Raw genomic sequence first — 24,336 nt, forward strand, 5'->3', positions numbered from 1 at the left:
CCATGGACGCCGCCAGGACTTCAACAGCGCAAACTGCTGCCGATCAGACATTCACCGGCCGTGGCGTGGTGCTGAATTATCGGCTCCAGGGTGAAGGCTCGCGCCCGCTGGTCTGCATCCACGGCGTGGGGTCGAGTCTTGATGCCTGGGAAGGCGTCGCAGCAAAATTGAGCGATACCTTCAGTATCCTGACGCTGGATCTGCGTGGTCATGGGCGCTCATCGCTGATCAAGGGCCGTTATGAAATCGATGATTTCGTGGGCGACGTGTTGGCACTTGCCGACCATGTGGGCTTCGAAAAATTCGACCTCGCCGGCTTCTCGCTCGGTGGCCTGATCGCGCAGCGGCTGGCGCTCACGCATGCGGCGCGCCTGAGGAAACTCGTGTTGCTGGCTACTGTGGCCGGGCGCACGCCCGAAGAGCGTGAACGGGTGGCAGCGCGGCTTGCTGCGCTGCAATCCGGCGACCGGGGCTCGCACTACGATGCGTCAGTGTCGCGGTGGCTTACCGAGGGGTTTCAGCAGCGTCATCCCGAGCTGGTCGCGCGCATGCGCCAGCGTAACGCCGAGAATGATCCCGATTGCTACGCGGCCGCTTATCGCGTGTTGGCGCAAACGGACTTTGGCGGTCTTATCGATCAGATCGGGGTGCCGACCCTGATCGCGACCGGAGAAGAGGACCAAGGCTCCAACCCGCGCATGGCGCATTTCATGCACGAGCGCATTCCCGGTTCGCAACTCGAGATCCTGCCGGGATTACGGCATTCGATCCTGATCGAGGCGCCGGATCTTGTCGCCGCGCTGATGCGCCGCTTTCTGGCGGGTGAAGATAAGGAGTTGCGCTCATGATTGTCGAAGAACGGATCTATCGAATCAGGAACGGCTGCATGAGCCGTTATCTTCAACTTGTGCGGGAAGAGGGGCTGGCGATCCAGCAACCGATCCTTGGCGGGCTCGTGGGCTACTTCACGTCTGATATAGGCCCCTTGAGCCAGGTGACGCACTGGTGGGCTTACGCAGACCTTCAGGACCGGGCGCGCCGCCGTCAGCAACTGGCGAATGATTCAAGATGGCAGGCTTTCCTGCCCAAGCTGTCAGAGAACATCGAGCAGGCGGAAAACAGGATTCTCGTGCCGACGGACTTTTCACCGTTGCAGCATCTTTCCCAATTTTCGCAATCCGCTGGCTCTCATGAGGAGAAGAGGCTATGACCGAGCGCTTGAAGATCGAGCATTTGTACAAGGTGTTCACGGACAAGCCTGAGCGCGCCCTGGCCATGTTGAACGCCGGGAAAAACAAGTCGGAAGTGCAGGAGACGCTCGGCCAGGTAGTAGGACTCGACGACGTTTCCTTAAGCGTGCCCTCAGGTGCCATGTACATGATCATGGGATTGTCGGGCTCGGGCAAGTCTACGCTTGCACGCTGTATCAATCGTCTTAACGAACCGAGCGCAGGAAAGATCCTGCTGGACGATGAGGACATCTGCACGCTCGATGAAGCCGGCTTGCGCGACGTGCGGCGCAATCGCATCTCCATGGTCTTCCAGCATTTCGCGTTGCTGCCTAACCGGCGTGTGATTGAGAACGTCGAGTTTGGATTGAAGCTACGGGGCATGTCGGCTCCGCAGCGGCGCAAGCGCGCGGAAGAGGTGTTGAGCGTGGTCGGTCTTGCGCGATGGGCTTATCACATGCCGCATGAACTAAGCGGCGGCATGCGTCAACGCGTGGGCTTGGCGAGAGCGCTCGCCACCGACGCCGATATCCTCATCATGGACGAAGCGTTCAGCGCGCTGGACCCGCTGATCCGCACCGAGATGCAGGACGAGTTGCTGCGCCTGCAACGTACGTTGAGCAAGACCATCCTGTTCATCACGCACGACTTCCAGGAGGCGCTGAAGCTCGGCTCGCGCATCGCCATCATGTCGGAGGGAAAGCTGGTGCGTGAAGGCACGCCGCAGTCCATCGTGCTTGAACCCGGCAGCGAATACGTGGCTGCGTTCACCCGTGAAGTCGATCGCGGCAGACTCTTCGATGCCGGCTCGGTCATGACATCGCTCGTGACCATCCTGCGTGGTCCTAACGGAATCGTTCTGGGCGACCCATCCGGCGAACCGGGACCGGGCTTCATGCTCGACGCCGATGAACGCATCCTCGGCACCGTGACGGCGTCCGAGATAGAACTGGCGCGCGGCGGCGCGATGCCCCGGCCGGACAGCCGCTTTACGTGCGTGCCCGCCGACACCAAGCTCGTCGATGTCGCCGGCAGTTATCGCAACGGCGGCGCAATCGGCGTCATAGACGACACCGGCCGGCTGATAGGCCGCCTGGAAGCCGGGCAAATATTGGCCGGCATTGGCGCTCCGGGCGCCGCAGGAGCACGCCATGTTAATTAAAGCCGATGACCTCGCAGGCCTGCCGGTTGGCGACTGGATCCAGCACGGAGTGCAATGGATCGCGCTCAACTTGCGGCCGTTCTTCCTGCTTATCAAATGGCCCGTTGAGCGGCTGTTGAACTTCAACGACAGCGCGCTTCACGCGATCCCGTTCCCGTTCATGTTGTTGTTGATGTTCCTGCTCGCATGGCGATTGGCGAGCCTTGGAGTTGCTGCGTTTACCCTGGTGGGACTGATCGTTATCGCGATGCTTGGTGTCTGGGATCAAGCCATCACAACGCTCTCGTTGATCGCGACCGCCATTGTGTTTTGCGCGGTCATCGGCATTCCGATCGGCATCTGGTGTGCACGCAGCGACCGGGTCTGGCGAATCGTGCGTCCGGTGCTGGACATCATGCAGACCACGCCGACATTTGTGTATCTCGTGCCCGTCGTGATGCTCTTTGGCGTGGGTACGGTGCCGGGTGAGGTCGCAGTCGTCATCACGGCCATGCCGCCGCTGATCCGCTTCACCCATCTCGGGATTCGCATGGTCGATCATGAGATCGTGGAGGCGGGTCTGGCTTTTGGCGCGGATAAACGCCAGCTTCTCTGGGAGGTCCAGTTGCCGTTAGCTATCCCGACTATCCTCGGCGGCCTTAACCAGACCGTGCTCACCGCCATGGTGATGTCGGTTGTGATCGCGATGATCGGCGCGGAAGGGTTGGGGCTGGTCGTGCTGCAAGGTCTGGGTCGTCTCGATGTCGGTCAGGCGGCTATTGGCGGTATTGCCATCGTGCTGCTCGCGATGATGCTCGATCGCATCACGCAGAAGCTGGCTCAGTCGAAGGGCGGCACCAAGAGCGCGCTTCTGCCGGTGCTGGCGAGATTTATTCGCGGTGGACGGGTTCCCAGGGGCACGCCGCCAGACACGGCCCACGATGCTGAAAAGGCGCTGTAAAAATAGCGTACTCAAAGCGCGTCTGGTTTAAAAGCCAGACGATCAAACGATCACGAAAGAGGAGCATTGATGAGAGCATTTGTCCGGGCTGTAAGCACACTCGCTGCCGTCGCAGTGGTCGGCCTGACGTCGGCGAGCGTGGGTGCTGCCACGCCAGCTGCGCTGGCCTTACCCGGCGACGGCAAGACGGTTCGCTACGCGCAGGGTGACAGCCTTGGTGGGAACTACGTCGCGGCACAGATCGTGATGAAAGCGATGAAGGCGCTCGGCTACGACGTGAAGTTAAGCACGATGAACACCACGCTCTTCTTCCAGGCGGCGGCGCAGGGCGACGCGGACATCGCGACCGATGTGAATTTTCCCCAGCGCGAGCCGGGCTTTCGCGCCGTTGAAAAACAGGCGGAAGTGGTCGACAACGGCATGATCGTCGGTGGCGGCATCAATGGCTATGTGATCGACAGGAAGACGGCGCTTGCACACAACATCACCAGTCTGGAGCAATTGAAGGACCCCAAGATTGCTGGGCTCTTCGGCAGCGACGGCAAGGCGGAACTGATTAGCTGCGACCCCGGATGGAGCTGCGGAGACGTGGTGGATTATCAACTGGATAAATTCGGCCTCAAGCAAAATGTCCACGCGGTGCGGGGAAAATACGAGGCATTGATGGTCGATGCAGTGACGCGCGTGAAGGCCGGCAAGCCCGCATTTTTCTACGCCTGGAGTCCGTCGTGGGCAACCAACGCGCTGGTTCCGGGAAAGGATGTGGTGTGGGTGCCTACGCCCGCCGATGCCTTGCCGCCTAACGTACCCAACAAGGGTTCTGCGCTTATCAAAGGCGTAGAGGGCTGTGCCGGCGGCGCCGATCCGTGCCGGATGGCGATGTCGTCATGGAACTTCGATACCGTGGCGAACAAGACGTTCATCGCTGCCAATCCTGCGATCCGGACGCTAATCGAACAGATCAAGATCCCGGTCGCGACATGGTCGCAGTGGGAGTACGCAATCAGCAAAAATGGCGGGTCGACGATGCAGATCACGAAGCTTGCCGATGACTGGCTTGCGAGCAACAAGCCGCAATTCGACCAGTGGGTTGCAGGGGCAAGCAAGGCGCGATAGCGTGGCAGTTGTGCTCAAGCAACTACCCGAAATAGCCAATAGAGCGCTGCGGCCAACGCAATGGACGCCGCTGGTACCGGAGGGACCACGCATCAATTGATTCATCGGGCCGACGCCGATGATCGAACCAATCAGCGTATGTGAGCTGGAGGATGGCAGTCCGAGGTACTACGTTGCGAGGTACCAGACGATCGCTGCAATTTGCTGCAGATTAAAAAGGCTCGTGCGTCAGGCTGTAGAATCCGAGTTAAAACTCGCTTTTTATCAGGTTGCATCGTGACGAAACCCCGGCGTCAATCATTAAAGCCCCGAAAGATTCCGCAGCAATCGCGTGCTGAACAAACCGTTGCTGCGATTCTGGAGGCAGCGGCCCGCGTGCTTGAAACGAAGGGGATGGAAGGGATGAATACCAATCTGGTCGCGCAGCGCGCGGGGGTTGGTGTCGGTTCCCTGTATCAATACTTTCCGAACAAGGACGCGCTCATTGTTGCCCTTAGCGAGCGGGAAGGGGCCGTGTTCTTTGCGGAGGCTGAGGGCGCATTGAACGAGCCGACAGGTCAGAAGGCATTGAGGCATCTGATTACAGTTTGCGTTCGTCAGCAACTGCGTCGTCCAGCGCTTGCACGCGCGCTCGACTTCGAGGAAAACCGCTCCGTCATTGCCAATGAGTTGGCGGCATCGAAGTCCGCTTTTCGTGAAGTGATCCGGCAAATTCTCGTGCATGAAGATATTCCACCGCAGACGGAGATGGAGATTACGATCGACGACCTTGTCGCTGTGATTCGCGCCATCGTGGATGCAGCGGGAGAGCGTGGCGAAACGGATCGAAGAGGTCTGGAAAGTCGCGTCGGCCGTGCCATATTCGGGTATTTGGGGATCGTGGATCGTCAGCCTGAAAAGTTGCCACGAACCCGGAAAAAGGTGACTCCGAAAAGCGAGTAATTATTCGTATCCGTGTGGTGGCCGACGCGTGAAACCCACGCCAGTGTTGCTATATCCTCTGATGCAGGCTAGTTGGTCAATGCGAGTTTAAAAATAGAGCAATTACTCGCAAAATGGGCCCCGTGGAGCAACACACGATCAGCTCAAGCACTTAGGGCTGGTCGGTAGGCAATCGCTCTGCGGTACATATCAACTTTTCTGCGAGACCGATCATGAATCTTCATAAAGAAGCAAAGCTGAACCACCTGAGCTTTCCCACGACCAACGTAGCCGAGACGGCTGCATTTTTTGAGAAGTATCTCGGTTGCGAGATCGTTGCCGCGGGAGAGAGTTGCCTGCTCAAACGTAATGGCTTTGACATTGTGTTGGACCATGTGGCGGAAGAGGTGCCGGTTTGGCCCAAGAACTTCCACTTCGGCTTGGAAGTCGACAGCCTGGATGACGTGCATACCCTGTATGAGGAATTTCTGGAGGACGGCGTTCGCATGGAAACGGAGGTCTTTAACAACTCGCGTGGTTCGCGGTTCTTTTGCCGTTCGCCGGGGGGCATTCTGATCGAGATTAATACGCGCGCGGATATGCACAAGCAGGATCAGTGGCAGAAGTTGTTCTAGATTTTGCGGATGGCATCGTGGCCGGGTTTGGGGGCGGGTGTGGTCGGGGTCAATGCCGGGTTGCTAGGTTCTGGCGTTAGCGGTCGGGTTGATTGCCGGGTTGCTGCTTTTCAGGTCTTCGCGCGTTTAGTGTTAGCTGATTTCTTTATCACTGTTAGCCACTGCGCGTGGCGGCGCGTCATTTCTTTGTCCAAAGCGACAAAGAAACGAAGCAAAGAAAACGCTTTCACCGCACTACCCTAAGTGTCCACAGCGTGCAGTTTTCATTCATGGGTGCCCCAAAAGCACGGTGCTCGCAAGAGCTTAGGATGTTTGAAACCCTCCTTCTCGCGAATCCCGACATTAAAACGCTTCGCCCCGTACGCTCTCGGGCAAGCACCAGTGCCCCACGGACCCGCACGGCCTCACACGTATCTTCCGCTATAGTTCTTCGCGGGTCAGCTGCTCAGGTTGCGCCGCGATTTTCGGGGTTAGGCCTCACCCAATCTGCTCCCTCATTTATTGACGGGTTGCAAAGTGGTTCGGTATGCGTACAAATTCGGTGGGTGGTTTTCCGCGGATAGCGCGGGGTGTACCTTGGGCAGGTTCAAACACTGGTGGCGAAGCGTGGGGTATCCGTGTTCGGAGAAAGAGGGTTTCACACATCCGTGGCTCTTGCGAGCACCGTTCTTTTGGGGCACCCATGAAATGGAACTGCACGCTGTGGACACTTAGGGTAGAGCGGTGAAAGCGTTTTCTTTGCTTCGTTTCTTTGTCGCTTTGGACAAAGAAATGACGCGCCGCCACGCGCAGTGGCTAATAGTGATAAAGAAAACAACCAACGTATAACTCGCGAAGACCTGGAAAGCAGCAACCCGGCAATGAACCAGGCCGCTAACGCAGAACCCGTGCAACTCGGCATTGAACCAGGCCGCTAACGCAGAACCCGTGCAACTCGGCATTGAACCAGGCCGCTAACCTTGGAACTTGGCACCCCAATACCACCCCTGCCCCCCGCAAACCAAACCGCCCAACCCCCGACCAAGTGCGAACGAAAACCAATTTTCAATCGTAGGAAAAGACACTACCAAATTTGTCCATACGCTCAAGCGCCATGCCAGAACCGCGCACGACACACGTCAGCGGCTCCTCAGCGACGAGCACCGGCAGGCCAGTCTCCTCTGCAAGCAGACGGTCAAGATCTCGCAACAGCGCACCGCCGCCCGCGAGCATGATGCCGCGTTCGGCGATATCGGCGCCAAGTTCAGGTGGCGTGTTTTCAAGCGCGATTTTCACCGCTGAAATGATCTGGTTCAACGGATCGGAGAGGGCTTCAAGGATCTCATTGCTCGAGACCGTGAAGCTACGCGGAATACCTTCGGACATGTTGCGGCCCCGCACGTCCATTTCCCTGACCTCCGAGCCCGGGAACGCGGAGCCGATCTCCTTCTTGATGGCTTCAGCTGTCTGCTCACCAATCAGCATGCCGTAGTTGCGTCGAATATAGTTGACGATAGCGTCGTCGAATTTATCCCCGCCAACACGCACCGACCCCTTGTACACAATGCCGCCAAGTGAAATGACGCCAACTTCCGTGGTGCCGCCACCGATATCGACGACCATCGATCCGGTCGCCTCGGACACGGGCAGGCCGGCACCGGTTGCGGCCGCCATGGGTTCTTCGATCAGGTACACCTGCGACGCGCCGGCGCTATGCGCGGCTTCCTTGATCGCGCGTCGTTCGACCTGAGTTGATCCGCACGGCACGCATACAACAATCCGCGGCGATGGCGCAAACATGCGGGTTTCGTGCGCCATCCGGATGAAGTGCTTGATCATTTGCTCGGTAATGCTGAAGTCGGCGATCACACCGTCCTTCATCGGGCGAATAGCTTCAATGTTGCCCGGCACCTTCCCAAGCATCTGCTTCGCTTCCTTGCCCACGGCGAGAATGGTTTTTTTGCCATTCGGACCGCCTTCCTGACGAATCGATACGACCGAGGGCTCGTCGAGGACAATACCCTTGCCACGCATGTAGATCAGCGTATTTGAGGTGCCGAGATCAATGGCCAGATCGTTGGAAAAATAACTGCGTAGAAAACCGAACATTCAAAATCCTGTCTTGCTTGACGCCAGGCACTTGGACTTGGCCCCATCACGTGCGACCAGGCTGCGGTCGAGAATGGGGAAGAGTAACAGTTTCAGCGGAACGGAGCCGTAGCGCGTCAGGCACGTGGTTATCAGCGAGGCCGGAAAGGTGGCGATGGCCGTCCTCGGGTTCTGGCAAATTAGCGTGACAAGGCTGGATTCGATGTCAGCAGTCAGGGCTTCGTATCATCCTGTTTGGCGCCAATGACGGCGGCAAGGCGGGCTTGTGGCGCGACAAGTTGATCATCCGTAATCGCCACCAGCCACAGACGCGTGTTCTGCGCGATCAGGCGGTTGTGGTCCTTCAGCGGGCCCATCGCGCTGGCGGCCTTCCAGACCACCGGGCCAACGCGGCTCTTCCTGCCCGATACCGCGCCGACCAGCAGGCAATAAGGTCCCAACGGAAGCGATACAAACGGAAGTCCCGGATTGACGCGAACACGCCAGTCGATGAAGGGCGTCTCGTTGATTAGCAGCGGCGTGGGCAAGCCGTAGAGCACACTGAAATCGTAGAGCGCCAGTTGTTCGCGCATGCCGGTATAGGTACGCCGTATGTCGTCAACAACGGCCGCGCGGATCTCGTCATCGAACATGGCCTCCTCTGCATAGCGGGCCATCGCTTCGCGAGCCTCCAGTTGATAGGCGCTGAATAGGCCAAGTTCCACGCAATCCTGCACGGCGCGCTGGACCTCCGCGATAGAACCGGCGTCTTCCGGCGTACCTAATTGCGCTGCCCGCAAAAATCGCGCAAGGCCCGCGTCCTGGATCGCGGGACCTTCTGCGGAGCCATCGTCCTTGGCGTCTTTATCCAGGGGCACATAGATATACTTTTCGGCGGCGAAATGCGATTTCTTGCCTTCATCGAACTTGATTTCGCCGTCGACGAAGTCGAGATAGCGAGTCCCAATTCGCCCATGCTCCCAAACCCAATTCTTCAGGAACGGACGTAGTGGATGTAGTCGGTCGTGATCAGCCATTGAAGCCTCCAAGTGCCTCAGTATAGTTCCAAGTTGTAGCGCATCTCTTGTCCCGGGGACTGCTTGGCGATCGATGAAACGGATGCGCCGGCTGTTTCCGATCATGTTGAGTTCGATACGGCTGGCTCAGGTGCAGCACGCGTTATGGGTCACCATTTACCCGTTTAATCGACCCGCCTCTCCGCGCTTCGCTTGGATCCTTCCCGGCCCGATTGATTCTGTTTGCCTAAATACGCAGCGGTAAAGCGGCGGCAAAAAAGTCAGTCGCACGGCGCACGCGTGCCGGTACATACCGGCGTTTCGGCCAGATCAGGCTTATGTCCCTGACGTCGGTTATGAATTCTTCGAGAATTACGATCACGTCCGGATGCTGGAGTTCGTCGGCAAGAGAGACCTTGGCAAACAGCCCGATTCCCACACCGGCGAGAACACCGGCCCGGATCGTTTCCACACTATTGGATGAAAGATTTCCGCGAACTGAGACGCTGAATCGACCTTCCGGTCCTACAAACGGCCAGTTTACCGACTCCATCAAACCGCCATATAGAAGGCAGTTGTGACCAACGAGCTCGGCGGGGGTCTTCGGTATTCCGCGTTGCTCGAAGTAGCGACGTGATCCGACGCAGACAAGCGGGGTACTAGCCACGCGCCTGACAACCGCATCAGGTTCGTTGACGGGGCCCACCCGGATTGCCAGATCAATCCGATCGTCCACCATATCCCGCACAAAGTCGGAAAGAATGAGGTCCACCTGAAGGCCGGGATTGAGCGCTAGCAAGTCGGGAATGAGCGGGAGAATGTGAAGCCGGCCGAACGTAGAAGATGCGGCGATCCTGATCAGACCGGAGACATTGTGCGTGCTGCTCGTCAGTTCGCTGTCGGCTTCATTCATCTCGTCGACTAGCGGTTTCGTCCGATCATAGTATTGCTGCCCCTGATCCGTCAGGGTCACGCTGCGCGTGCTCCGGTTAAACAGCACCACGCCAAGGCGCCTCTCCAGCGCGCCGATCGCTTTACTGACAGCGGACTGTGAATCGCCGGTTCTGCGCGCGGCGGCGGAAAAACCGCCTGCTTCAACCACGGCGATGAAAGAATTCAATTCGTGAAAACGATCCATTTTTAGTCTTCCACAGAATTAATCATTAGCGAAATAACCGGCTCGTCCGTGGTTCTTGGAAGGCATTGATAGTACGCGACTCATTCTTTTGGAGAATAGATCTTATGGAAAATATGCTCATTATCATTATTGGCGGCAGCAATTATCCTGTTCTTGTCATTCACGAACAGACGGAAGGTTTCAATGCCCACTCTCGCAGGCAAGGTTGCCGTTATTAGCGGCGGCACAACCGGTATTGGTCTGGCGATCGCTCAGCGGTTTGTCTCCGAAGGCGCTCACGTCTTTATCTTTGGCCGTCGGCAAGCACAGCTCAATGAAGCCGCCAAACTGATCGGACGCAATGTCACCGCACTCCAGGCTGATGTCACGGATCTCGAAGACCTCGACCGCGTCGCTGCAGCGGTAAGGAACGAAAAGGGTGTAGCCGATATCATCGTGTCGAACGCGGGTTTAACGGAGCAGGCTTCGATCAATACCCTCACGCCCGCTCATTTCGACAAGACATTCAACCTCAACGCTCGCGCTCCCGTCTTCCTTGTGCAAAAGCTGTTGCCGCTGATGACAGCGGGTGGGTCGATTGTTTTGGTCTCGTCGGCCATGCACGTCATGGGCATTCCAGGGCACACCACCTACGCCGCGACCAAGGCGGCGTTGCGTTCCTATGCCCGGACCTGGGCTGCTGAATTCAAGGATCGCGGTATCCGCGTCAATACGCTTAGCCCCGGCGTAACCGATACCCCGATCCTCGATTCTCAGGCCGCGACGCCCGAAGAGCGCGAAGCGCTGGTGACGATGTACCTGAGCATGATCCCGCTCGGTCGACTCGCCCGCGCCGAGGAGATGGCCAGTGCCGCGCTCTTCCTGGCGTCCGACCAAAGTTCCTATATGACGGGTGCGGATCTCATGGACGACGGTGGCGTTGGGCAAGTCTGAAAGACGCAAGAGGGCCGACTATTTATCCGGGTGAAAATTTTAAAATTAATTAGATTTCCGAAATATTTATTGAGCAGAGGAAAAAAGACATGAGCACACTAGCAAACGAGCGTTCAAAGAGCTACGCAATCATCGGACTTGGCAAGATTGGGACGGCTATCGCCCAGGCGTTTGCCCGCGAAGGAATCGAAGTAGCGGTCGCAGCAAGGCGACCGCTGGACATGCTCGCGACGCAGATCGGCCCGTCGCTTGCGCCGCAACGGATTGAGGACGCGATCAAAGCCGACGTGATCATCCTGGCGGTTCCCTTCGCTACGCACCAGGACATCGGGCGGGCAGCCGAAAGCTGGCAGGGGAAGATCGTGATCGATGCAACCAACGCGTACGATGTCCCTCCTGAGGAGTTGGGCGGCTTACCCTCGACAGCCGCCGTTGCCAAGGCGTTTCCAGGCGCGAAGCTGGTGAAGGCCTTCAACCATCTGCCAGCGAGCGTTCTGGCACAAGGATCGAAAACATCTCAAGGAGGCCGGCGGATCGTGTTCATCGCAAGCGATGACGATGCGGCTAGCGCCTCGGTATCGACGCTCGTCGATAAGCTCGGCTTCGCGCCGATCGAACTGGGAAGGATAGGCGAGGGCGGCCTGCTCATCCAGGCACGGGGCCGTACTTGGGGACAGCTTATTTTCCAGGACCTGGCCAAGTTCGGCTGATCGCATTGCCTGAAGATGACTTCATGGCCGCACCGCAGGCTTAGGGTTCGTCATCCCAGTAGTCCAGCGAATTGTCCTTGCGCTGAATAACGAGGAGGGGTGCTCCCTCCTTGCCACGGACGATCGCCTGATACTTCCCCGAGTCCGGATATTCGACAACTTCCGGGTCGTCCCGTGTGCTGATCGAGAGGTATTTGAGCGGCGCTTCCGATGAGTTGATGATCTGATGCGGATACTCAGGGCCGGGAGGAATGAAAATGACATCGCCGGCTTTGATCGGAATTAATTCTCCCGCCACGCGGAGCGTCCCGTCTCCTTCAAGGATCACGAACATTTCCTCTTGCGCATGGTGAAAGTGATACGGACACGAGCGTTTTCCGGCGGCCACAATATCGATCGATGCACCTAGATGTTTGGCCGCCGTGTTCGTTCCAAGACGCGCGCTGAGCGTCTCGTATAGAGGCAAACGAATTTCCGCCGTCTTCTCAACTTCGTCAAAATTTCGTACAAGCTTCCGGGCGAGTTCATCGGCTTTTGCACTCATGCATTCTCCATAACAACGGTGATCGTCGTGGTTCGAAACTATGTACTTACCACCAGCAATTCCTCCGCATTGTTTGGCGGGCGCAGACCATCGGTTCTGCCGATGAAATCTCGACACCGCCATTAACCGCATCGATTGATCATCAAGAAAACTGCTCACGGAGCGCGGCCAGATCGCGTCTTACCCAAGCGGCGTCGGCTTCGAATTTTTCATCCGACATTCCTGGTTGCCGAAACAATGTGAGTGCCACCTCGGCTCCGGCGCCATTTTGAAAGACGCGCATCGGCACGTAGACTTCCTCGCCGCCGTTGAGGTAAACGTGATGGTCCGTCACGCCGAACCGGTTATGGTCAGTGAATCGGATGGTCACGCTTCCCCCCGGTCCGTGAGCTTTCCAGTGATCGCCGCACGCTTCGAGCGTCGACTCCGACAGCCCCGACGCCCAACTTTGAAATGCTTCGGGACGCCATATCGCGTTGTACAGGTCTTGCCAATCGCGATCGATGGAGACGGTTATTGTCATTGCATCCAGCATTGATTCACCCCTCGTTTTCTCTGCGAATTAGCCATGACGAACCGCCTAGGCTGCCGTCCATTCGATGAGCTTCGCCACGGTATTCATGTTGCGCGCGGTTCCATTTGCGGCAGCCGGGATTTTCAGTTTCGAACGGGCTATTCCGTCTTTGTAGTGCACGTAGATCTCACGCGTGCCGAGCGCGATTTCTTCCGTTTGCTGACCGCTTACAGTGTCTAGTAGATCGGAGGGAGGCGCTGTATCGAGAAAAATTGCGACGGTCTTGTTTTGTGGCGCTGAGCTAAAGGGATTGTCGGCAAGAACCGCTGCTAGCTGAGCGCCTGTCCGAACGAGAACGCCTACAGGCTTTCCCGCATAAGTCTCAAGACAACGCTCCAGCTTCGCTTTCGCAGATGCCTCCGATAGCTTGCTTTCGAACACAACGTTGCCACTGGCGATATACGTACGCACATTGGAAAAGCCCAAGGACTCGCACATTGTGCGAAGTGCGGACATGGGAAGCGTGCCGGTGCCGCCAACATTCACGGCCCGCAGAAAAGCGGCGTAAGTAGTCATCCGACTATTCTATTGCCATTTTTATCTGCAAGCCGGCTAACGCCATGAATGGATTTGTCCAGATATCGGACGAGTACATCAATGCTGATGCTGTACCGCGGCCGATCCCTGTTCCGACTTGCCCAGACGTATGCAAAACAGACCTGCCACGGCCAGCGCCGCAGCCGCCGTCTCCAACGACCCCGAGAACGAATGGTGCGGTGCGTACATCGCATTGGCCACGAGCGGTCCCACGATTTGCCCGATGCCAAAACACGCAGTCATCACCGCGAGAATGCTTACTCGCATTGTGTGTGCAACGCGGCGCGCTGCGAGCATCGCAATCGTCGTGGTGCCCATGAACGTGCCGCCAACGATCAATGCGCTGCCGAGGTATCCCACCGCGTTCGGCAACAGGACCGGCAAGATGACGCCGACCGCCTGCAGCGCGAGATTCAGGAACAGGGCGCGTCGTGTGCCAAGGCGCATATGGAGTGCGTGCCAGATGAAGCACGACGGCGCCGCGCCCAGGCCGAACAATGCCCAGACCTGGATGGGATCGATCGACCCCACTGCGTTCCTGACAAAGAACGGCAAATAGGTCGCGGTGATGATGTAGCCAAAGCCCGCCAATCCGTAAAGCGCAATCAGCGGTGCCGCACCGAGCGCAGGGAAGGACTCGTGTCCGTGCACGGTTGAACGCGTGCCGGAGGTTTCAACGGGACGCGCATCGAGACTCGGCAGTGCAACGGCGCCAAGGATCAATGCGCCCGCCGCCAGCACCCACCAGAGCCCCGCGCTATGCAGGTCGAACGCACGTCCCGCGATCAGCATTTCCGACGACAGCACGATGCCCAAGCCGACACCCGCATACAGCATGGGCGCGCCGCTCGAATGACCACGGTGTTGCAGCAACCAGAGCGAAGCCGCGACCATGGTGACCGCGCTGACGGCGCCTGTGATGCCGCGCATCGCGATGATGAGCCAGGGGGCACTCAACAGCGCCGTCACCCCGAGACACACCACGATGCCCGCAAGCGCAAGCATGCACAGCCTGCGTGAGTGGCGTGGATGCACCGCGGCGGTCAGCAGGGCGCCGGCCAGGTAACCGGCATAGTTCGCCGACGCCGCAAGCGTGCCTTGATGCACGGTCAGCACGGCATCGCTGACCATGACCGGATAGATGCCGGTGAACGCAAAGCGTCCGAACCCCATTCCAACGGCCATGACGAGCGCGGCGATCAGCGCCGCCATGCCTTGGCCCGCTGTCGATGAAACCTGACGAATCGTGCTCATGATGATTTCCTCTTCGCTACGTTAGACAGTTTCGGCGGCTTCGGCAGCTTCGACATGAATGGCGTAAGCGCTTCGCGCAGCGCGTTGAAAGCAGCCGTCTCGTATCCGTTTCGATGGACGAGCCATGTATCCACCTTCGCCACGACCTGGGTGTGAAAATCGGGCGGATCACGCAGCAATTCGAGCACGCTGCGCGGCACGAGCGATACGCAGCCGCCAGCAGCCACGCACGCAAGCATGCTGTGGTACGACCCAACCTCCTGGATATCGAGCGGCGACCTGTCCTGACCAAGCCACTCTTCCGCAAGCACGCGGTAGCTGCAGCCATCGGCGAAAGCCGCGAGCGAACGGACGGTGATATCCGCGCCCTTGCGGACTGCGGCATGGCCGCGCGGCAGCACGAGCAGGATATCTTCGCGAAAGACGGGTTCCCCGTGAAGCCCAACTGCCTCCAGATCCGATGCTGTCGCCATCTCGCCGCATGGCGGGAGCGCAGCGAACGCGCAATCGAGCAAACCGCTGCGCACCTGTTCAAGCAATTGCCGCGAGGGCGCGGTCGAGATCCTGAGCTGGACGTCGGGATATTGAACATGAAGGGCGGCAAGCGGGCCCGGAAGACGAGCCGCAGCCGTGCTCTCCATGCTGCCAATTCTCAGCGTGCCCGAGGGCGCTTGGGGACTGAGCACTTGTCGCGCTTCATCGGCGAGCGCGAGCATGCGGTTCGCGTAGCCGAGAAAACGGTCGCCTTCGGTGCTCAGCGTAAGACGGTTGCCGTCGCGACGGAACAGCGCCACGCCCAGTTCCTCTTCGAGTTGCTGGATACGCGTGGTCACATTCGACTGCACGCGGCCGAGCCGCTTGGCCGCCCGGGTCACGCTGAGTTCAGCGGCCACAATGCGAAAAATCTCGAGACTGGTGTGATCCATGAAAATCTCAATTAGAGAACGATGTAAACATGATATTCCCAAATTGAGATAATATGCAAGCAGTCTACTTCTTTGCGATGGGAGCCGGATCGACACCAATGCGCCCGGCCATCGCTCAACGCCTGACAGAACGATCGAGACCCACATGGATCAAGCAACTAGTTCATTTATGTCGCCGGACGGCCGTGTCCAGAGGCTCGGCTATGCCGAACGCAACGCGCCATACTGGCGGCGCAATCTTTTTGTTTGTGTATTCGGGTCATTTACGACGCTGCTCAGTCTCAGCATGTTGCTGCCGTTCCTGCCGCTGTATGTGCAGCAGTTGGGCGTGAGTTCGCCTGCGGCGGTCGTGCAATGGTCGGGGGTCGCATTCGGTGCGACGTTCTTCGGCACCGCGATTACCGCACCACTCTGGGGACGCCTGGCGGACCGTTATGGCCGCAAGCCCATGCTGATCCGTGCGGCGCTCGGCATGGCCATCGTGATGTCGTTGATTGGGCTTGCGCATAACCTGACCGAGTTGGTCGTGCTGCGGCTGATCGCGGGATTGATCGGCGGTTATGCCTCTGCATCGATCGTCATGGTCGGCACGCAGGCGCCACGCGAGCGCGCAGGATGGGCACTGGGCGTACTGTCGACGGGTGCGCTCGCGGGCAATCTCGTGGGACCGCTGGTCGGCGGATTCCTGCCGACCTATGTGGGTATTCGCGGTACCTTCTTCGTTGGCGGCGCGATCATCGCCGTGGCTGCGCTGCTGACCGTCGTGTTCGTGCGCGAAGATTTCGATCGTGCGACCGATGTAAAAAAGCGGACCGACGCCGGCGCGGCATTGCCTCCCACAATCCATCGAATGGTGATCCTCGCGCTGCTGGTGACGGCCATGATGGTGTTGCTCGCGAACATGTCGATAGAGCCGATCATCACCGTTTATATCGGGCAACTCGGCGTGCCGGACGACCATGTCGCGCGGATGGCCGGGATCGTGATGGCGGCATCGGCGTTCGGCAGCATGTTGACGGCCGCGCGTTTCGGCGCGCTTGCTGATCGCATTGGCAGCTCGAAGGTGATCATCGGATGTCTGATCGCGACCAGCGTGGTGCTGGTGCCGCAAGCGTTCGTTCACCAATGGTGGCAACTCGCCATTCTTCGCGGCGTGATGGGCATGACGCTCGCGGGATTGCTTCCGTCGATAGCCAAGGAAATCCGCCACGCCGTCGCCGAGCACAATTCCGGTAAGACGCTGGGCTATCTGCAATCGGCGCAGTTTAGCGGGCAGGTGATAGGCCCGCTGATCGGTGGGCAGATCGGCGCGCATGTCGGCTTGCGCGCAGTGTTTTTCGTAACGGCTTCGTTATTGCTTGTTTGTGCTGGATTGAATCGATGGGCGAGAACTCGGGCGGAGGGGTGATCCTTTTTTCGCGAGTGGAGAAAGGGGTATCTTGCGACGGCAAAATCATGCCGCACGAGAATGCCCGGCTTCGCGCGTACGGCCGGTTCGTTACGTCTGCTTTGCCGTCAACAACTTGATGCCGAGGCCGAAGAAGATCAGGCCGCTGCACCGCTTGAGCGCTTCAACCCACCGGTGAGTACCAAGCCCGTCATGAATCCGGCGCACCCCGAACGAGTAGATGGTATGAACCAGTGCCACGGTGCAAGCCACGGTCAGATACATCACGACGAACTGCGCCGCCAGCGGCTGGTCATGCGCGATGAACTGAGGCATGAACGCGGAAAGGAAGATCAACGTCTTGGGATTGCTTCCCGAAACCAATAACGCTTCCCTAAAAATCTTGCGCTTGTCGAGAGAGTGTGAGGGCAGCGCGTTGATTGATGCAGATGCGTTGGTGCTCCGGCCTTTCTTCCCGCTTCTTAACTGCTTTACGCCAAGGAACATAAGATAAGCCGCTCCCAGGACTTTCATGGCGAGGAACAGCGGCGGCATGGCGATGAGTACTGCGCCCACACCCAGGGCCACGAGCACCACGACGATCAACTGAGCCAGCAGATTCCCCGCTATGGTCGCCGCCGTTCCGCGGCTGCCGAATCGAACCGTATTGCGGATGACAAGCAGTACGTTGGGTCCGGGGGAAATGGTGGTGACCAGATACGCTACGGCGAAAAGAAACCAGGTGTGGAAGGACATTCGTGCGCTCGCTGAAGCGTTGGGACGGGGATTGCCGTAGACGAATAATGCCATCGACAAAACGCTCACATCAATGACCGCACCGCTATGACGCTTATTTTTTTGTGTTTTGCTGCACGGTCAGGCACTCCGCCCGCAGCCATTTACAAAACGCCGACACGCGCGGCAAGTGCGCTCCCTCAGGCCGATACACCACGTAATACGCGAGCTGCAATGGGCACGCCTTGCGGCTGAAGAGCCGGACGAGGCGCCCGGCCGCCATGTCGTCATGCACCATGACGCTCCGGCCAAGAGCAATGCCGTGCCCATCGATTGCGGATTGCACCACGGCTGCGGAATTATTAATGCGAAGTCCGCGATTCGACGCGACATCGTTAATGCCAGCCGTTTCGAGCCATGTGCGCCAGGTTGGAAAACCAGCACTGGTTTCCATTGAAAGGTCGTGGATCAGCGTGCGTCCCTTGAGGTCGGACATGCTCCGAAGGCCACCGTTCTTGCGTCGAAAATCGGGTGAACAAACGGGATAGAGTTCTTCGTCGAACAGCTTCTCGGCGGTAAGGCCCGGCCACTTACCCGCGCCATATCGCACGCCAATATCTATGCCGTGAGCTGCGAAATCGAGCAACTTGAGGCTTGTGTCCAGACGCAAGTCCGTCTCCGGATGAGCTTGCTGGAAGCGGTCGATACGCGGAAGCAGCCACTTCGCGGCGAACGCCGGGCTCGTCGTCACGGTCAGCACGCCGTTTGCCGACGCTTCCTGCAAGCGCTCAAGGCCGAGCGCCAGCCTGTCAAAACCGGCACGGATATCGGGTAGCGCGCGTTGTGCGATTTCGGTCGGAGCGAGCCGGATAGTACCGCTGGTGCTGCGGTGAAAAAGTGGCGCCCCAAGCCACTCTTCGAGGCCGCGAACCAGTTGCCCCACAGCGGCCGATGTGACGTTCAACTCCGTTGCCGCAGCCGAGAAACTCTGATGTCGTGCGCTTGCTTCGAATGCTCTAAGCGCGTTCAAGTGGACCGGATATTTCATGGCATATAAAGATTTTCTTTAACGTACGGGAAGATTAACTGATTTGTCCGTGCGACGCGGGGTTTCTACACTGCTTCCATGCGTTGAGGAAATTGCGGCCAGATAGTAATGTCCGAGACATCCGGCGCGAGCGATTCGCGCAACGAAACACGTTGAAGGAAGGTAACGAAAATGAATAGTTTTTCTTTAAAGGTTGCGATCGTGACGGGCGGCGGTTCCGGCATTGGCAAAGAAGTGGCGAAGCAGCTTGTTGCGGCGGGCGCATCGGTGGTCATTGGCGGGCGTGACCTGTCGAAGCTTGAGCAGGCGGCGAAGGACATCGACCCAAGCGGCGCGAAGGTGCGCTATCACGCCGGCGACATCGCTCTGCCGGCAACGTCCGCAGCATTGGTTGAACTGGCGACGCGAGCGTTCGGGGGTGTCGATATCCTGATCAATAACGCCGGCGTATTCAGTCCCAAACCGTTTCTCGAAGTCGATGAGAAGGAGTACGACCAGTTCGTCGACATCATCCTGAAGGGCAAGTTCTTCATGGCTCAGGCCGCGGCGCGCGCAATGAAGTTGCGCGGCGGCGGGGCGATCGTGCAGACGGGCTCGCTTTGGGCGCTGCAGGCGATCGGCGCTACGCCGTCAGCCGCATACTCTGCCGCAAACGCAGGCGTGCATGCGCTGACCCGCAATCTCGCTATCGAACTCGCTCCGTTGAATATCCGGATCAATGCGGTCGCGCCGGCAGTTGTCGAAACTCCGGTCTACAACACGTTCATGACCGACGATGAAGTGAAGGAAACGCTGCCGTCGTTTAATGCGTTTCATCCGCTTGGGCGAAACGGTCAGCCTGCTGACGTGGCATCGGCCATGCTCTTTCTTGCGTCCAATGAGGCTTCGTGGATTACGGGCACAGTGTTGCCGGTCGATGGCGGCGTGACTGCGGGCCGGATCTGAACGGAGCGGCCGCACCGGCACCTTAAAAAATCCCCATCGCTGCTTCGACGCTGCGCACCATGGACAACAGCCGCGGTCCGACATCCCGCTCCAACTGTCCGTCCTTGAGCAGATAAGAAGGCACGCCGCAGTTGAACACAAGAATCTCACCATCGGCGGCCGGCCTCATCGGCACTGCCACGGCGTGCACTTCACGCCGCAGATCGCCGTACGACACGCAAAAGCCGCGCTCATGAAAATAGTCGATGCTCTGCAGCACGCGGTCCCGGAAGGTGTTCCATTCGTCGGGCGTCTTGACCGAGATCTCATTCAATAGCGCCTCGCGCCGTTCGCCCGGCAGCGCCGCGAGAAGGGCGCGGCCCATGGCGGTGCGAACGATCGGATAGCTCAAGCCGATGTCCGCCGGCAAGCCGAGCGGCGTGCTGCTGCGGCTGCTTTCCAGATACACCACGTTCAGCCGGTCGCGCATGCCAAGCGACACCGAGCCGCGGATGTGGTCCGCCAGCTCCTTCATCGAAGGTCGCGCGATTTGCCGGACGGCGAGACTCGCGAGCAGCGGATAACCGAGCGACAGCACGGCCGACCCGAGCTGGAACTTGTTGTTCATCCGGTTCACGCGCAGGTACCCGAGCCTTGTCAGCGTGTAGGTGAACCGCGAGATCGTGGCCTTGGTCATGCCGGTGCGTGCAGCAAGTTCAGCGTTGCCGAGCTGCGAATCGCGCGGCGTAAAGGTATGCAGTATGTCGAGGCCACGTGCGAGCGTGGTGGCGAATTGCCGGTCGCCGTCGAATTCATCGGGAACATAGCGCGCCTTCGAATCCAGATAATCGCTCGCGATCGCGGCCGTTTCCGGCGTGTTATTGCGTTCCATGGCGTCTCCTCCAATTAACGCATTTTGCGCCCTGTGTTCCGCATATCCAAACTCTGTTCAGCATAGTCGAACACCGAGCGCCTTTTAGTTCGGAAAGTTCGATAGTGAAGTCATAAGCTGAACACATGACGGAGACAGCAATGAGCAGACAAAACCTTGAATTAGATGCTGAGTTCGATGCACTACTCGCCGACGTAGCGCGTTTCGTGCGGGAAGAGGCAATTCCGCGCGAGGACGAGATCGAGCAGGCGGATCAGGTGCCCGCGGATCTCGTCGAGCGGATGCGCGGACTCGGCTACTTTGGCTGGAGCATCCCGCGCGACTTCGGCGGCGCGGGACTTTCGACGGAGCAACTTGTTCGCGGCGCGTTCGCGCTTTCGCAAGCGTCGGTGGCGTTTCGAGCCCGCGTCGGAACGAACACCGGCATCGGCTCCGAGGCACTCGTGGCAGACGGTACCGACGATCAGAAGCAACGTTACCTGCCGCTCCTCGCGTCGGGTGTGATGACCGGGGCGTTCGCGCTGACCGAACCGGATGCCGGGTCCGACGCGACCGCGCTAGTGACTACGGCTCGGCGCGATGGCGACCACTATGTGCTCGATGGAGCCAAGTGTTTCATCACGAATGCGCCCATCGCCGACCTCTTCACGGTCATGGCCCGCACCGATTCATCAATCCCGGGGGCGGGCGGCATCTCCGCGTTCCTGGTCGAGCGCGGCACGCCCGGCCTCTCGACGAGCGAGCCGTATCAGAAGATGGGGCAGGCGGGTTCTCCCGTCGGCGACGTGCATTTCGACGCATGCCGGGTGCCGGCGGCGAACCTGATTGGTGGAATGGAAGGGCAGGGATTTCGCACGACGATGAAGGTGCTGAACAAGCAGCGCATCCACCTGGCCGCGCTGTGCACGGGTCCCGCTATCCGCATGCTCGACGAAGCGGTCGCTTATACCTCGACTCGCGAACAGTTCGGTAAGCCAGTCTCGGACTTCCAGCTCGTGCAGGCGCTGATCGCCGAATGCCAGACGGAAATCTACGCCGCGCGCTCGATGATTCTCGACACCGCGCGCAAACGCGATGCCGGCGAGGACGTCGCGCTGGAAGCGTCAATGTGCAAGATGTTCGCCTCCGAGATGTGCGGGCGCGTCGCAGACCGCGCCGTGCAGATGCTCGGTGGACGCGGCTATCTCGCGGGCAATGCAGTGGAACGGTTCTATCGCGACGTCCGTGCATTTCGCATCTACGAAGGCACCACGCAAATCCATCAGTTAAACATAGCGAAGATTACGTTAAGGCGCGCGGCACAGGCGAAAGAAGTACTGGCGAAAGCAGCGCAGGCGAAGGACAGCGTCGGCACGACCGCTGCGCGTGCCGCATGAGCGCGGCCATGAAGTCGCCGCGCGCGCTCGATATCGAACGGCTGGTCAGTCCGCGTTCGATCGCGATCATCGGTGCATCGAATGATCCTAAATCGATCAGCGGCCAGCCGATGCGCTTTCTCATGCAGCACGGCTATCAAGGCGCGCTGTATCCGGTGAATCCAAAATACGCTGAAATTGCAGGGGTCGCGTGTTACGCGAGCATCGAAAGCCTGCCCGCGACGCCCGATCTCGCGCTGATCCTCGTCGCCGCGCGGCGCGTGCCGGACATGTTGCGCCAGTGCGGCGAGAAAGGCATCCGTTACGCGATCGTCTATAGCTCGGGCTTCGCGGAGGCGGGCGAAGCCGGGGCCGCGCTGCAACGTGAATGCACGGCGATTGCCAAGACCTTTGGCCTTCGCATCATCGGACCGAATTGCCAGGGTCTCGTCAGCACGGATACCGGCGTCTACGCAGGCTTCGGCGCGCCGTTTGGCGTGGATTACCGGCCCGGCGGCCTTTCGCTGATTTCGCAGAGCGGTGGCTTTGGCTGCGCGCTGTTGCTCATGGCCGATGAACTCGGCATCGGCTTGCGGCATTTCATCACGACCGGCAACGAAGCCGACGTGAGCCTGCTCGACCTCGTTGATGCGTGTATCGACGATACGCAAACGTCGATAATCGCCACGTACATCGAGGGGTTGAAGGATGCGCGGCGGCTCGTCGAAGTCGCGACCCGGGCGCTCGATGCCGGCAAGCCACTCCTCGCGTGGAAGGTCGGCAACACCACCGATGGCGCGAAGGCGGCCGCTTCGCACACGGCGAATCTCGGCGGCGCGTCTACGCTGTATCGCACGGCGTTCCGTCAGACCGGCGTGATCGAAGTAACCGACGTGGGCGATCTCGGCGACTACGCGAAGGCGTTCGAGGCGAAACGCCTTCCGGGCGGAAACCGGATCGCCGTTGTCACGCTCTCGGGCGGCGCCGGCATCCTGATCACCGATGCATGCAGCGAACGCGGCATGACGCTTGCGCCGTTGTCTGCGCGGACGCTCGCCGCGCTCGAGCCCATCGTGCCTTCGTTCGCATCGCTGAACAATCCGGTCGACCTGACCGCAGGCATCCTCGCTGAGCCGAAGATATTCGCGGACGCCCTGCAGATCATTGCCGACGATCCCAGCATCGACTCGATCGCGATCATGGCGGCGGCTGCGAGCGGTGAGGTCGCACTCGCGATGGCCGAGGCGATCGTGCGTGTCTACCGCGCGACCGACAAGCCAATGATGCTAGCCTGGAATGCGCGCCGCGACATGGCGAGCGAAGCGTACGACGTGATCGAACAGGGCGGCGTGCCGCTTTATGCAACGCCCGTGCGCTGCGGGCGCGCTTTCGCGGTCCTGTCGAACTATGCGCAGGCACGCCGCGCGCGGGAGGCGGCACGACTCGCACCGGCGCCGTTGCATCGTCACGTAAGCGCGGCACATGCGTTGCTCGCCGCGAGCCCGGGCGATCTGACGGAGCACGCGGCGCAAGCGCTTCTCGCGCACTATGGCATCGATACACCCAAAGGCGCGCTTGCCCGCAACCGCGACGAAGCGCGGTCGATCGCGCGGTCGATCGGCTTTCCGCTGGTCGTGAAGGTCCAGTCGCCCGACATCCCGCACAAGACCGAAGCGGGCGCGGTGCGCGTCGGCATTCGCGACGAGGCAATGCTAGTAGACTCCTTCGATGAAATCGTCGCGAACGCACGGCGCCACGTTCCCGGCGCGCGGATCGAGGGTGTACTCGTGCAGGAAGAGATCCGCGATGCAGTGGAGATGATCGTCGGCATCGAGAACGATCCGTCGTTCGGACCTGCCGTGATGTGCGGACTCGGGGGGATCTACGCCGAGGTGCTGAAGGACGTGGCGTGGCGGCTCGCGCCGGTCTCGCACACCGACGCGCACGCGATGATCCGCGAACTGCGCGCATACGCAATACTCAACGGCGCGCGCGGCAAGCCGCCGGGCGATATCGATGCGCTGGCGGACGCAATTGTGGCAATGTCCGCGATGGCGCTCGACCTCGCGCCGGGTCTGAAGGAGTTCGACATCAACCCACTGTTCGTTCTTCCTGCAGGCAAAGGCGTGCGCGCAGGCGATGCGCTCGCGCGCTGCCAGCGGCCGCGCGAGGCGGCAGGCAGCGAGGCGGCAGGCACCGAGGCATATGAAAGCGAGCATTGCGCCCAGGCGGTGGTCGACGGATAGTGTCCCTGAGCTTGCCCGCGCTTTGAAACCGGGCGTCGCACACACTG

At 59.5% G+C, this 24,336-nt stretch carries 24 protein-coding genes and 1 pseudogene; 13 read left to right on the top strand and 12 right to left on the bottom strand.

The window, feature by feature from the left end; all coding sequences use genetic code 11:
• Positions 1-2 precede the first annotated feature (2 nt).
• From ACSQ83_RS10045 to proX, 5 genes are all read left to right on the top strand, one after another.
• The gene (locus ACSQ83_RS10045) at positions 3-848 is read left to right on the top strand and encodes an alpha/beta fold hydrolase (RefSeq protein ID WP_436228014.1); all 846 of its coding nucleotides are present in this window, start codon (positions 3-5) and stop codon (positions 846-848) included.
• Positions 845-1,210: an NIPSNAP family protein gene (locus ACSQ83_RS10050; RefSeq protein ID WP_414951719.1), complete on the top strand. Its 366-nt coding sequence runs from the start codon at positions 845-847 to the stop codon at positions 1,208-1,210. The genes ACSQ83_RS10045 and ACSQ83_RS10050 overlap by 4 nt, the downstream gene beginning before the upstream one ends.
• Positions 1,207-2,391, top strand: a complete 1,185-nt coding sequence (locus tag ACSQ83_RS10055; RefSeq protein WP_436228015.1) for a quaternary amine ABC transporter ATP-binding protein — start codon at positions 1,207-1,209, stop codon at positions 2,389-2,391. Before ACSQ83_RS10050 ends, ACSQ83_RS10055 begins: the two co-directional genes overlap by 4 nt.
• Complete coding sequence (locus tag ACSQ83_RS10060; RefSeq protein ID WP_436228016.1) at positions 2,381-3,331, top strand: ABC transporter permease; 951 nt, start codon at positions 2,381-2,383, stop codon at positions 3,329-3,331. Before ACSQ83_RS10055 ends, ACSQ83_RS10060 begins: the two co-directional genes overlap by 11 nt.
• 69 nt (positions 3,332-3,400) lie before the next feature.
• Positions 3,401-4,447, top strand: a complete 1,047-nt coding sequence (gene proX / locus ACSQ83_RS10065) for a glycine betaine/L-proline ABC transporter substrate-binding protein ProX (RefSeq protein ID WP_436228017.1) — start codon at positions 3,401-3,403, stop codon at positions 4,445-4,447.
• 33 nt (positions 4,448-4,480) lie between these two features.
• Here proX and ACSQ83_RS10070 read toward each other — a convergent pair.
• A pseudogene (locus ACSQ83_RS10070) lies at positions 4,481-4,648 on the bottom strand (inorganic phosphate transporter); the annotation flags it as partial.
• Here ACSQ83_RS10070 and ACSQ83_RS10075 point away from each other — a divergent pair.
• Entirely contained in the window at positions 4,649-5,389 is a 741-nt protein-coding gene (locus ACSQ83_RS10075) for a TetR/AcrR family transcriptional regulator (RefSeq protein WP_436228018.1), read from the top strand.
• Positions 5,390-5,601: 212 nt separating this feature from the next.
• Complete coding sequence (locus tag ACSQ83_RS10080) at positions 5,602-6,003, top strand: VOC family protein (RefSeq protein WP_414951724.1); 402 nt, start codon at positions 5,602-5,604, stop codon at positions 6,001-6,003.
• Positions 6,004-7,047: 1,044 nt separating this feature from the next.
• Here ACSQ83_RS10080 and ACSQ83_RS10085 read toward each other — a convergent pair.
• From ACSQ83_RS10085 to ACSQ83_RS10095, 3 genes are all read right to left on the bottom strand, one after another.
• Positions 7,048-8,091, bottom strand: coding sequence for a rod shape-determining protein (locus tag ACSQ83_RS10085; protein WP_414951725.1), 1,044 nt, complete (start codon positions 8,089-8,091; stop codon positions 7,048-7,050).
• A 212-nt stretch (positions 8,092-8,303) separates the two neighbouring features.
• Complete coding sequence (locus ACSQ83_RS10090) at positions 8,304-9,107, bottom strand: hypothetical protein (RefSeq protein ID WP_436228081.1); 804 nt, start codon at positions 9,105-9,107, stop codon at positions 8,304-8,306.
• 226 nt (positions 9,108-9,333) lie between these two features.
• Positions 9,334-10,224: a LysR family transcriptional regulator gene (locus ACSQ83_RS10095; protein WP_436228019.1), complete on the bottom strand. Its 891-nt coding sequence runs from the start codon at positions 10,222-10,224 to the stop codon at positions 9,334-9,336.
• 183 nt (positions 10,225-10,407) lie between these two features.
• Here ACSQ83_RS10095 and ACSQ83_RS10100 point away from each other — a divergent pair, with 183 nt between their 5' ends.
• Both ACSQ83_RS10100 and ACSQ83_RS10105 read left to right on the top strand, forming a co-directional pair.
• A complete protein-coding gene (locus tag ACSQ83_RS10100; protein WP_436228020.1) occupies positions 10,408-11,157 on the top strand; it encodes an SDR family NAD(P)-dependent oxidoreductase in 750 nt (249 codons plus the stop codon).
• Positions 11,158-11,246: 89 nt separating this feature from the next.
• The gene (locus ACSQ83_RS10105) at positions 11,247-11,867 is read left to right on the top strand and encodes an NADPH-dependent F420 reductase (RefSeq protein ID WP_436228021.1); all 621 of its coding nucleotides are present in this window, start codon (positions 11,247-11,249) and stop codon (positions 11,865-11,867) included.
• A 40-nt stretch (positions 11,868-11,907) separates the two neighbouring features.
• On the opposite strand, the gene ACSQ83_RS10110 is transcribed toward ACSQ83_RS10105, so the two are convergent.
• From ACSQ83_RS10110 to ACSQ83_RS10130, 5 genes are all read right to left on the bottom strand, one after another.
• The gene (locus ACSQ83_RS10110) at positions 11,908-12,411 is read right to left on the bottom strand and encodes a cupin domain-containing protein (protein WP_414951729.1); all 504 of its coding nucleotides are present in this window, start codon (positions 12,409-12,411) and stop codon (positions 11,908-11,910) included.
• 142 nt (positions 12,412-12,553) lie between these two features.
• Positions 12,554-12,946 carry a polyketide cyclase gene (locus ACSQ83_RS10115; RefSeq protein ID WP_436228022.1) on the bottom strand — a complete coding sequence of 131 codons (393 nt, stop codon included), beginning with the start codon at positions 12,944-12,946 and terminating at the stop codon, positions 12,554-12,556.
• A gap of 45 nt (positions 12,947-12,991) precedes the next feature.
• Positions 12,992-13,501: a DUF1697 domain-containing protein gene (locus ACSQ83_RS10120; RefSeq protein WP_414951731.1), complete on the bottom strand. Its 510-nt coding sequence runs from the start codon at positions 13,499-13,501 to the stop codon at positions 12,992-12,994.
• Positions 13,502-13,579: 78 nt separating this feature from the next.
• Complete coding sequence (locus ACSQ83_RS10125) at positions 13,580-14,776, bottom strand: YbfB/YjiJ family MFS transporter (RefSeq protein ID WP_414951732.1); 1,197 nt, start codon at positions 14,774-14,776, stop codon at positions 13,580-13,582.
• Positions 14,773-15,702, bottom strand: coding sequence for a LysR family transcriptional regulator (locus tag ACSQ83_RS10130; protein WP_436228023.1), 930 nt, complete (start codon positions 15,700-15,702; stop codon positions 14,773-14,775). Before ACSQ83_RS10130 ends, ACSQ83_RS10125 begins: the two co-directional genes overlap by 4 nt.
• 145 nt (positions 15,703-15,847) lie before the next feature.
• On the opposite strand from ACSQ83_RS10130, the gene ACSQ83_RS10135 reads away from it, so the two are divergent.
• Complete coding sequence (locus tag ACSQ83_RS10135) at positions 15,848-17,110, top strand: MFS transporter (RefSeq protein ID WP_436228024.1); 1,263 nt, start codon at positions 15,848-15,850, stop codon at positions 17,108-17,110.
• A gap of 90 nt (positions 17,111-17,200) precedes the next feature.
• Here the strand turns inward: ACSQ83_RS10135 and ACSQ83_RS10140 are convergent, their stop codons facing one another.
• Both ACSQ83_RS10140 and gcvA read right to left on the bottom strand, forming a co-directional pair.
• Positions 17,201-17,845 carry a LysE family translocator gene (locus ACSQ83_RS10140; RefSeq protein WP_436228082.1) on the bottom strand — a complete coding sequence of 215 codons (645 nt, stop codon included), beginning with the start codon at positions 17,843-17,845 and terminating at the stop codon, positions 17,201-17,203.
• Between the two features lie 94 nt (positions 17,846-17,939).
• Positions 17,940-18,872, bottom strand: a complete 933-nt coding sequence (gcvA, locus tag ACSQ83_RS10145) for a transcriptional regulator GcvA (protein WP_436228025.1) — start codon at positions 18,870-18,872, stop codon at positions 17,940-17,942.
• 171 nt (positions 18,873-19,043) lie between these two features.
• On the opposite strand from gcvA, the gene ACSQ83_RS10150 reads away from it, so the two are divergent.
• Entirely contained in the window at positions 19,044-19,817 is a 774-nt protein-coding gene (locus tag ACSQ83_RS10150; RefSeq protein WP_436228026.1) for an SDR family NAD(P)-dependent oxidoreductase, read from the top strand.
• A gap of 22 nt (positions 19,818-19,839) precedes the next feature.
• On the opposite strand, the gene ACSQ83_RS10155 is transcribed toward ACSQ83_RS10150, so the two are convergent.
• The gene (locus ACSQ83_RS10155) at positions 19,840-20,688 is read right to left on the bottom strand and encodes an IclR family transcriptional regulator (RefSeq protein ID WP_414951738.1); all 849 of its coding nucleotides are present in this window, start codon (positions 20,686-20,688) and stop codon (positions 19,840-19,842) included.
• 140 nt (positions 20,689-20,828) lie between these two features.
• On the opposite strand from ACSQ83_RS10155, the gene ACSQ83_RS10160 reads away from it, so the two are divergent.
• Both ACSQ83_RS10160 and ACSQ83_RS10165 read left to right on the top strand, forming a co-directional pair.
• On the top strand, positions 20,829-22,064 hold the full coding sequence (locus tag ACSQ83_RS10160; RefSeq protein ID WP_436228027.1) for an acyl-CoA dehydrogenase family protein: 1,236 nt from the start codon (positions 20,829-20,831) through the stop codon (positions 22,062-22,064).
• Positions 22,065-22,072: 8 nt separating this feature from the next.
• Positions 22,073-24,289, top strand: coding sequence for an acetate--CoA ligase family protein (locus ACSQ83_RS10165; RefSeq protein WP_436228028.1), 2,217 nt, complete (start codon positions 22,073-22,075; stop codon positions 24,287-24,289).
• Positions 24,290-24,336: the final 47 nt, after the last annotated feature.

Source organism: Caballeronia sp. LjRoot29, from assembly GCF_964252755.1.
Lineage (GTDB): Bacteria > Pseudomonadota > Gammaproteobacteria > Burkholderiales > Burkholderiaceae > Caballeronia.

Bases quoted from the DNA above. Each gene is read 5' to 3' on its own strand.
- ACSQ83_RS10045 (WP_436228014.1), top strand. From the start codon at position 3: ATGGACGCCGCCAGGACTTCAACAGCGCAAACTGCTGCCGATCAGACA.
- ACSQ83_RS10050 (WP_414951719.1), top strand. From the start codon at position 845: ATGATTGTCGAAGAACGGATCTATCGAATCAGGAACGGCTGCATGAGC.
- ACSQ83_RS10055 (WP_436228015.1), top strand. From the start codon at position 1,207: ATGACCGAGCGCTTGAAGATCGAGCATTTGTACAAGGTGTTCACGGAC.
- ACSQ83_RS10060 (WP_436228016.1), top strand. From the start codon at position 2,381: ATGTTAATTAAAGCCGATGACCTCGCAGGCCTGCCGGTTGGCGACTGG.
- proX (WP_436228017.1), top strand. From the start codon at position 3,401: ATGAGAGCATTTGTCCGGGCTGTAAGCACACTCGCTGCCGTCGCAGTG.
- ACSQ83_RS10080 (WP_414951724.1), top strand. From the start codon at position 5,602: ATGAATCTTCATAAAGAAGCAAAGCTGAACCACCTGAGCTTTCCCACG.
- ACSQ83_RS10085 (WP_414951725.1), bottom strand. From the start codon at position 8,091: ATGTTCGGTTTTCTACGCAGTTATTTTTCCAACGATCTGGCCATTGAT.
- ACSQ83_RS10090 (WP_436228081.1), bottom strand. From the start codon at position 9,107: ATGGCTGATCACGACCGACTACATCCACTACGTCCGTTCCTGAAGAAT.
- ACSQ83_RS10095 (WP_436228019.1), bottom strand. From the start codon at position 10,224: ATGGATCGTTTTCACGAATTGAATTCTTTCATCGCCGTGGTTGAAGCA.
- ACSQ83_RS10100 (WP_436228020.1), top strand. From the start codon at position 10,408: ATGCCCACTCTCGCAGGCAAGGTTGCCGTTATTAGCGGCGGCACAACC.
- ACSQ83_RS10105 (WP_436228021.1), top strand. From the start codon at position 11,247: ATGAGCACACTAGCAAACGAGCGTTCAAAGAGCTACGCAATCATCGGA.
- ACSQ83_RS10110 (WP_414951729.1), bottom strand. From the start codon at position 12,411: ATGAGTGCAAAAGCCGATGAACTCGCCCGGAAGCTTGTACGAAATTTT.
- ACSQ83_RS10115 (WP_436228022.1), bottom strand. From the start codon at position 12,946: ATGCTGGATGCAATGACAATAACCGTCTCCATCGATCGCGATTGGCAA.
- ACSQ83_RS10120 (WP_414951731.1), bottom strand. From the start codon at position 13,501: ATGACTACTTACGCCGCTTTTCTGCGGGCCGTGAATGTTGGCGGCACC.
- ACSQ83_RS10125 (WP_414951732.1), bottom strand. From the start codon at position 14,776: ATGAGCACGATTCGTCAGGTTTCATCGACAGCGGGCCAAGGCATGGCG.
- ACSQ83_RS10130 (WP_436228023.1), bottom strand. From the start codon at position 15,702: ATGGATCACACCAGTCTCGAGATTTTTCGCATTGTGGCCGCTGAACTC.
- ACSQ83_RS10135 (WP_436228024.1), top strand. From the start codon at position 15,848: ATGGATCAAGCAACTAGTTCATTTATGTCGCCGGACGGCCGTGTCCAG.
- ACSQ83_RS10140 (WP_436228082.1), bottom strand. From the start codon at position 17,845: ATGTCCTTCCACACCTGGTTTCTTTTCGCCGTAGCGTATCTGGTCACC.
- gcvA (WP_436228025.1), bottom strand. From the start codon at position 18,872: ATGAAATATCCGGTCCACTTGAACGCGCTTAGAGCATTCGAAGCAAGC.
- ACSQ83_RS10150 (WP_436228026.1), top strand. From the start codon at position 19,044: ATGAATAGTTTTTCTTTAAAGGTTGCGATCGTGACGGGCGGCGGTTCC.
- ACSQ83_RS10155 (WP_414951738.1), bottom strand. From the start codon at position 20,688: ATGGAACGCAATAACACGCCGGAAACGGCCGCGATCGCGAGCGATTAT.
- ACSQ83_RS10160 (WP_436228027.1), top strand. From the start codon at position 20,829: ATGAGCAGACAAAACCTTGAATTAGATGCTGAGTTCGATGCACTACTC.
- ACSQ83_RS10165 (WP_436228028.1), top strand. From the start codon at position 22,073: ATGAAGTCGCCGCGCGCGCTCGATATCGAACGGCTGGTCAGTCCGCGT.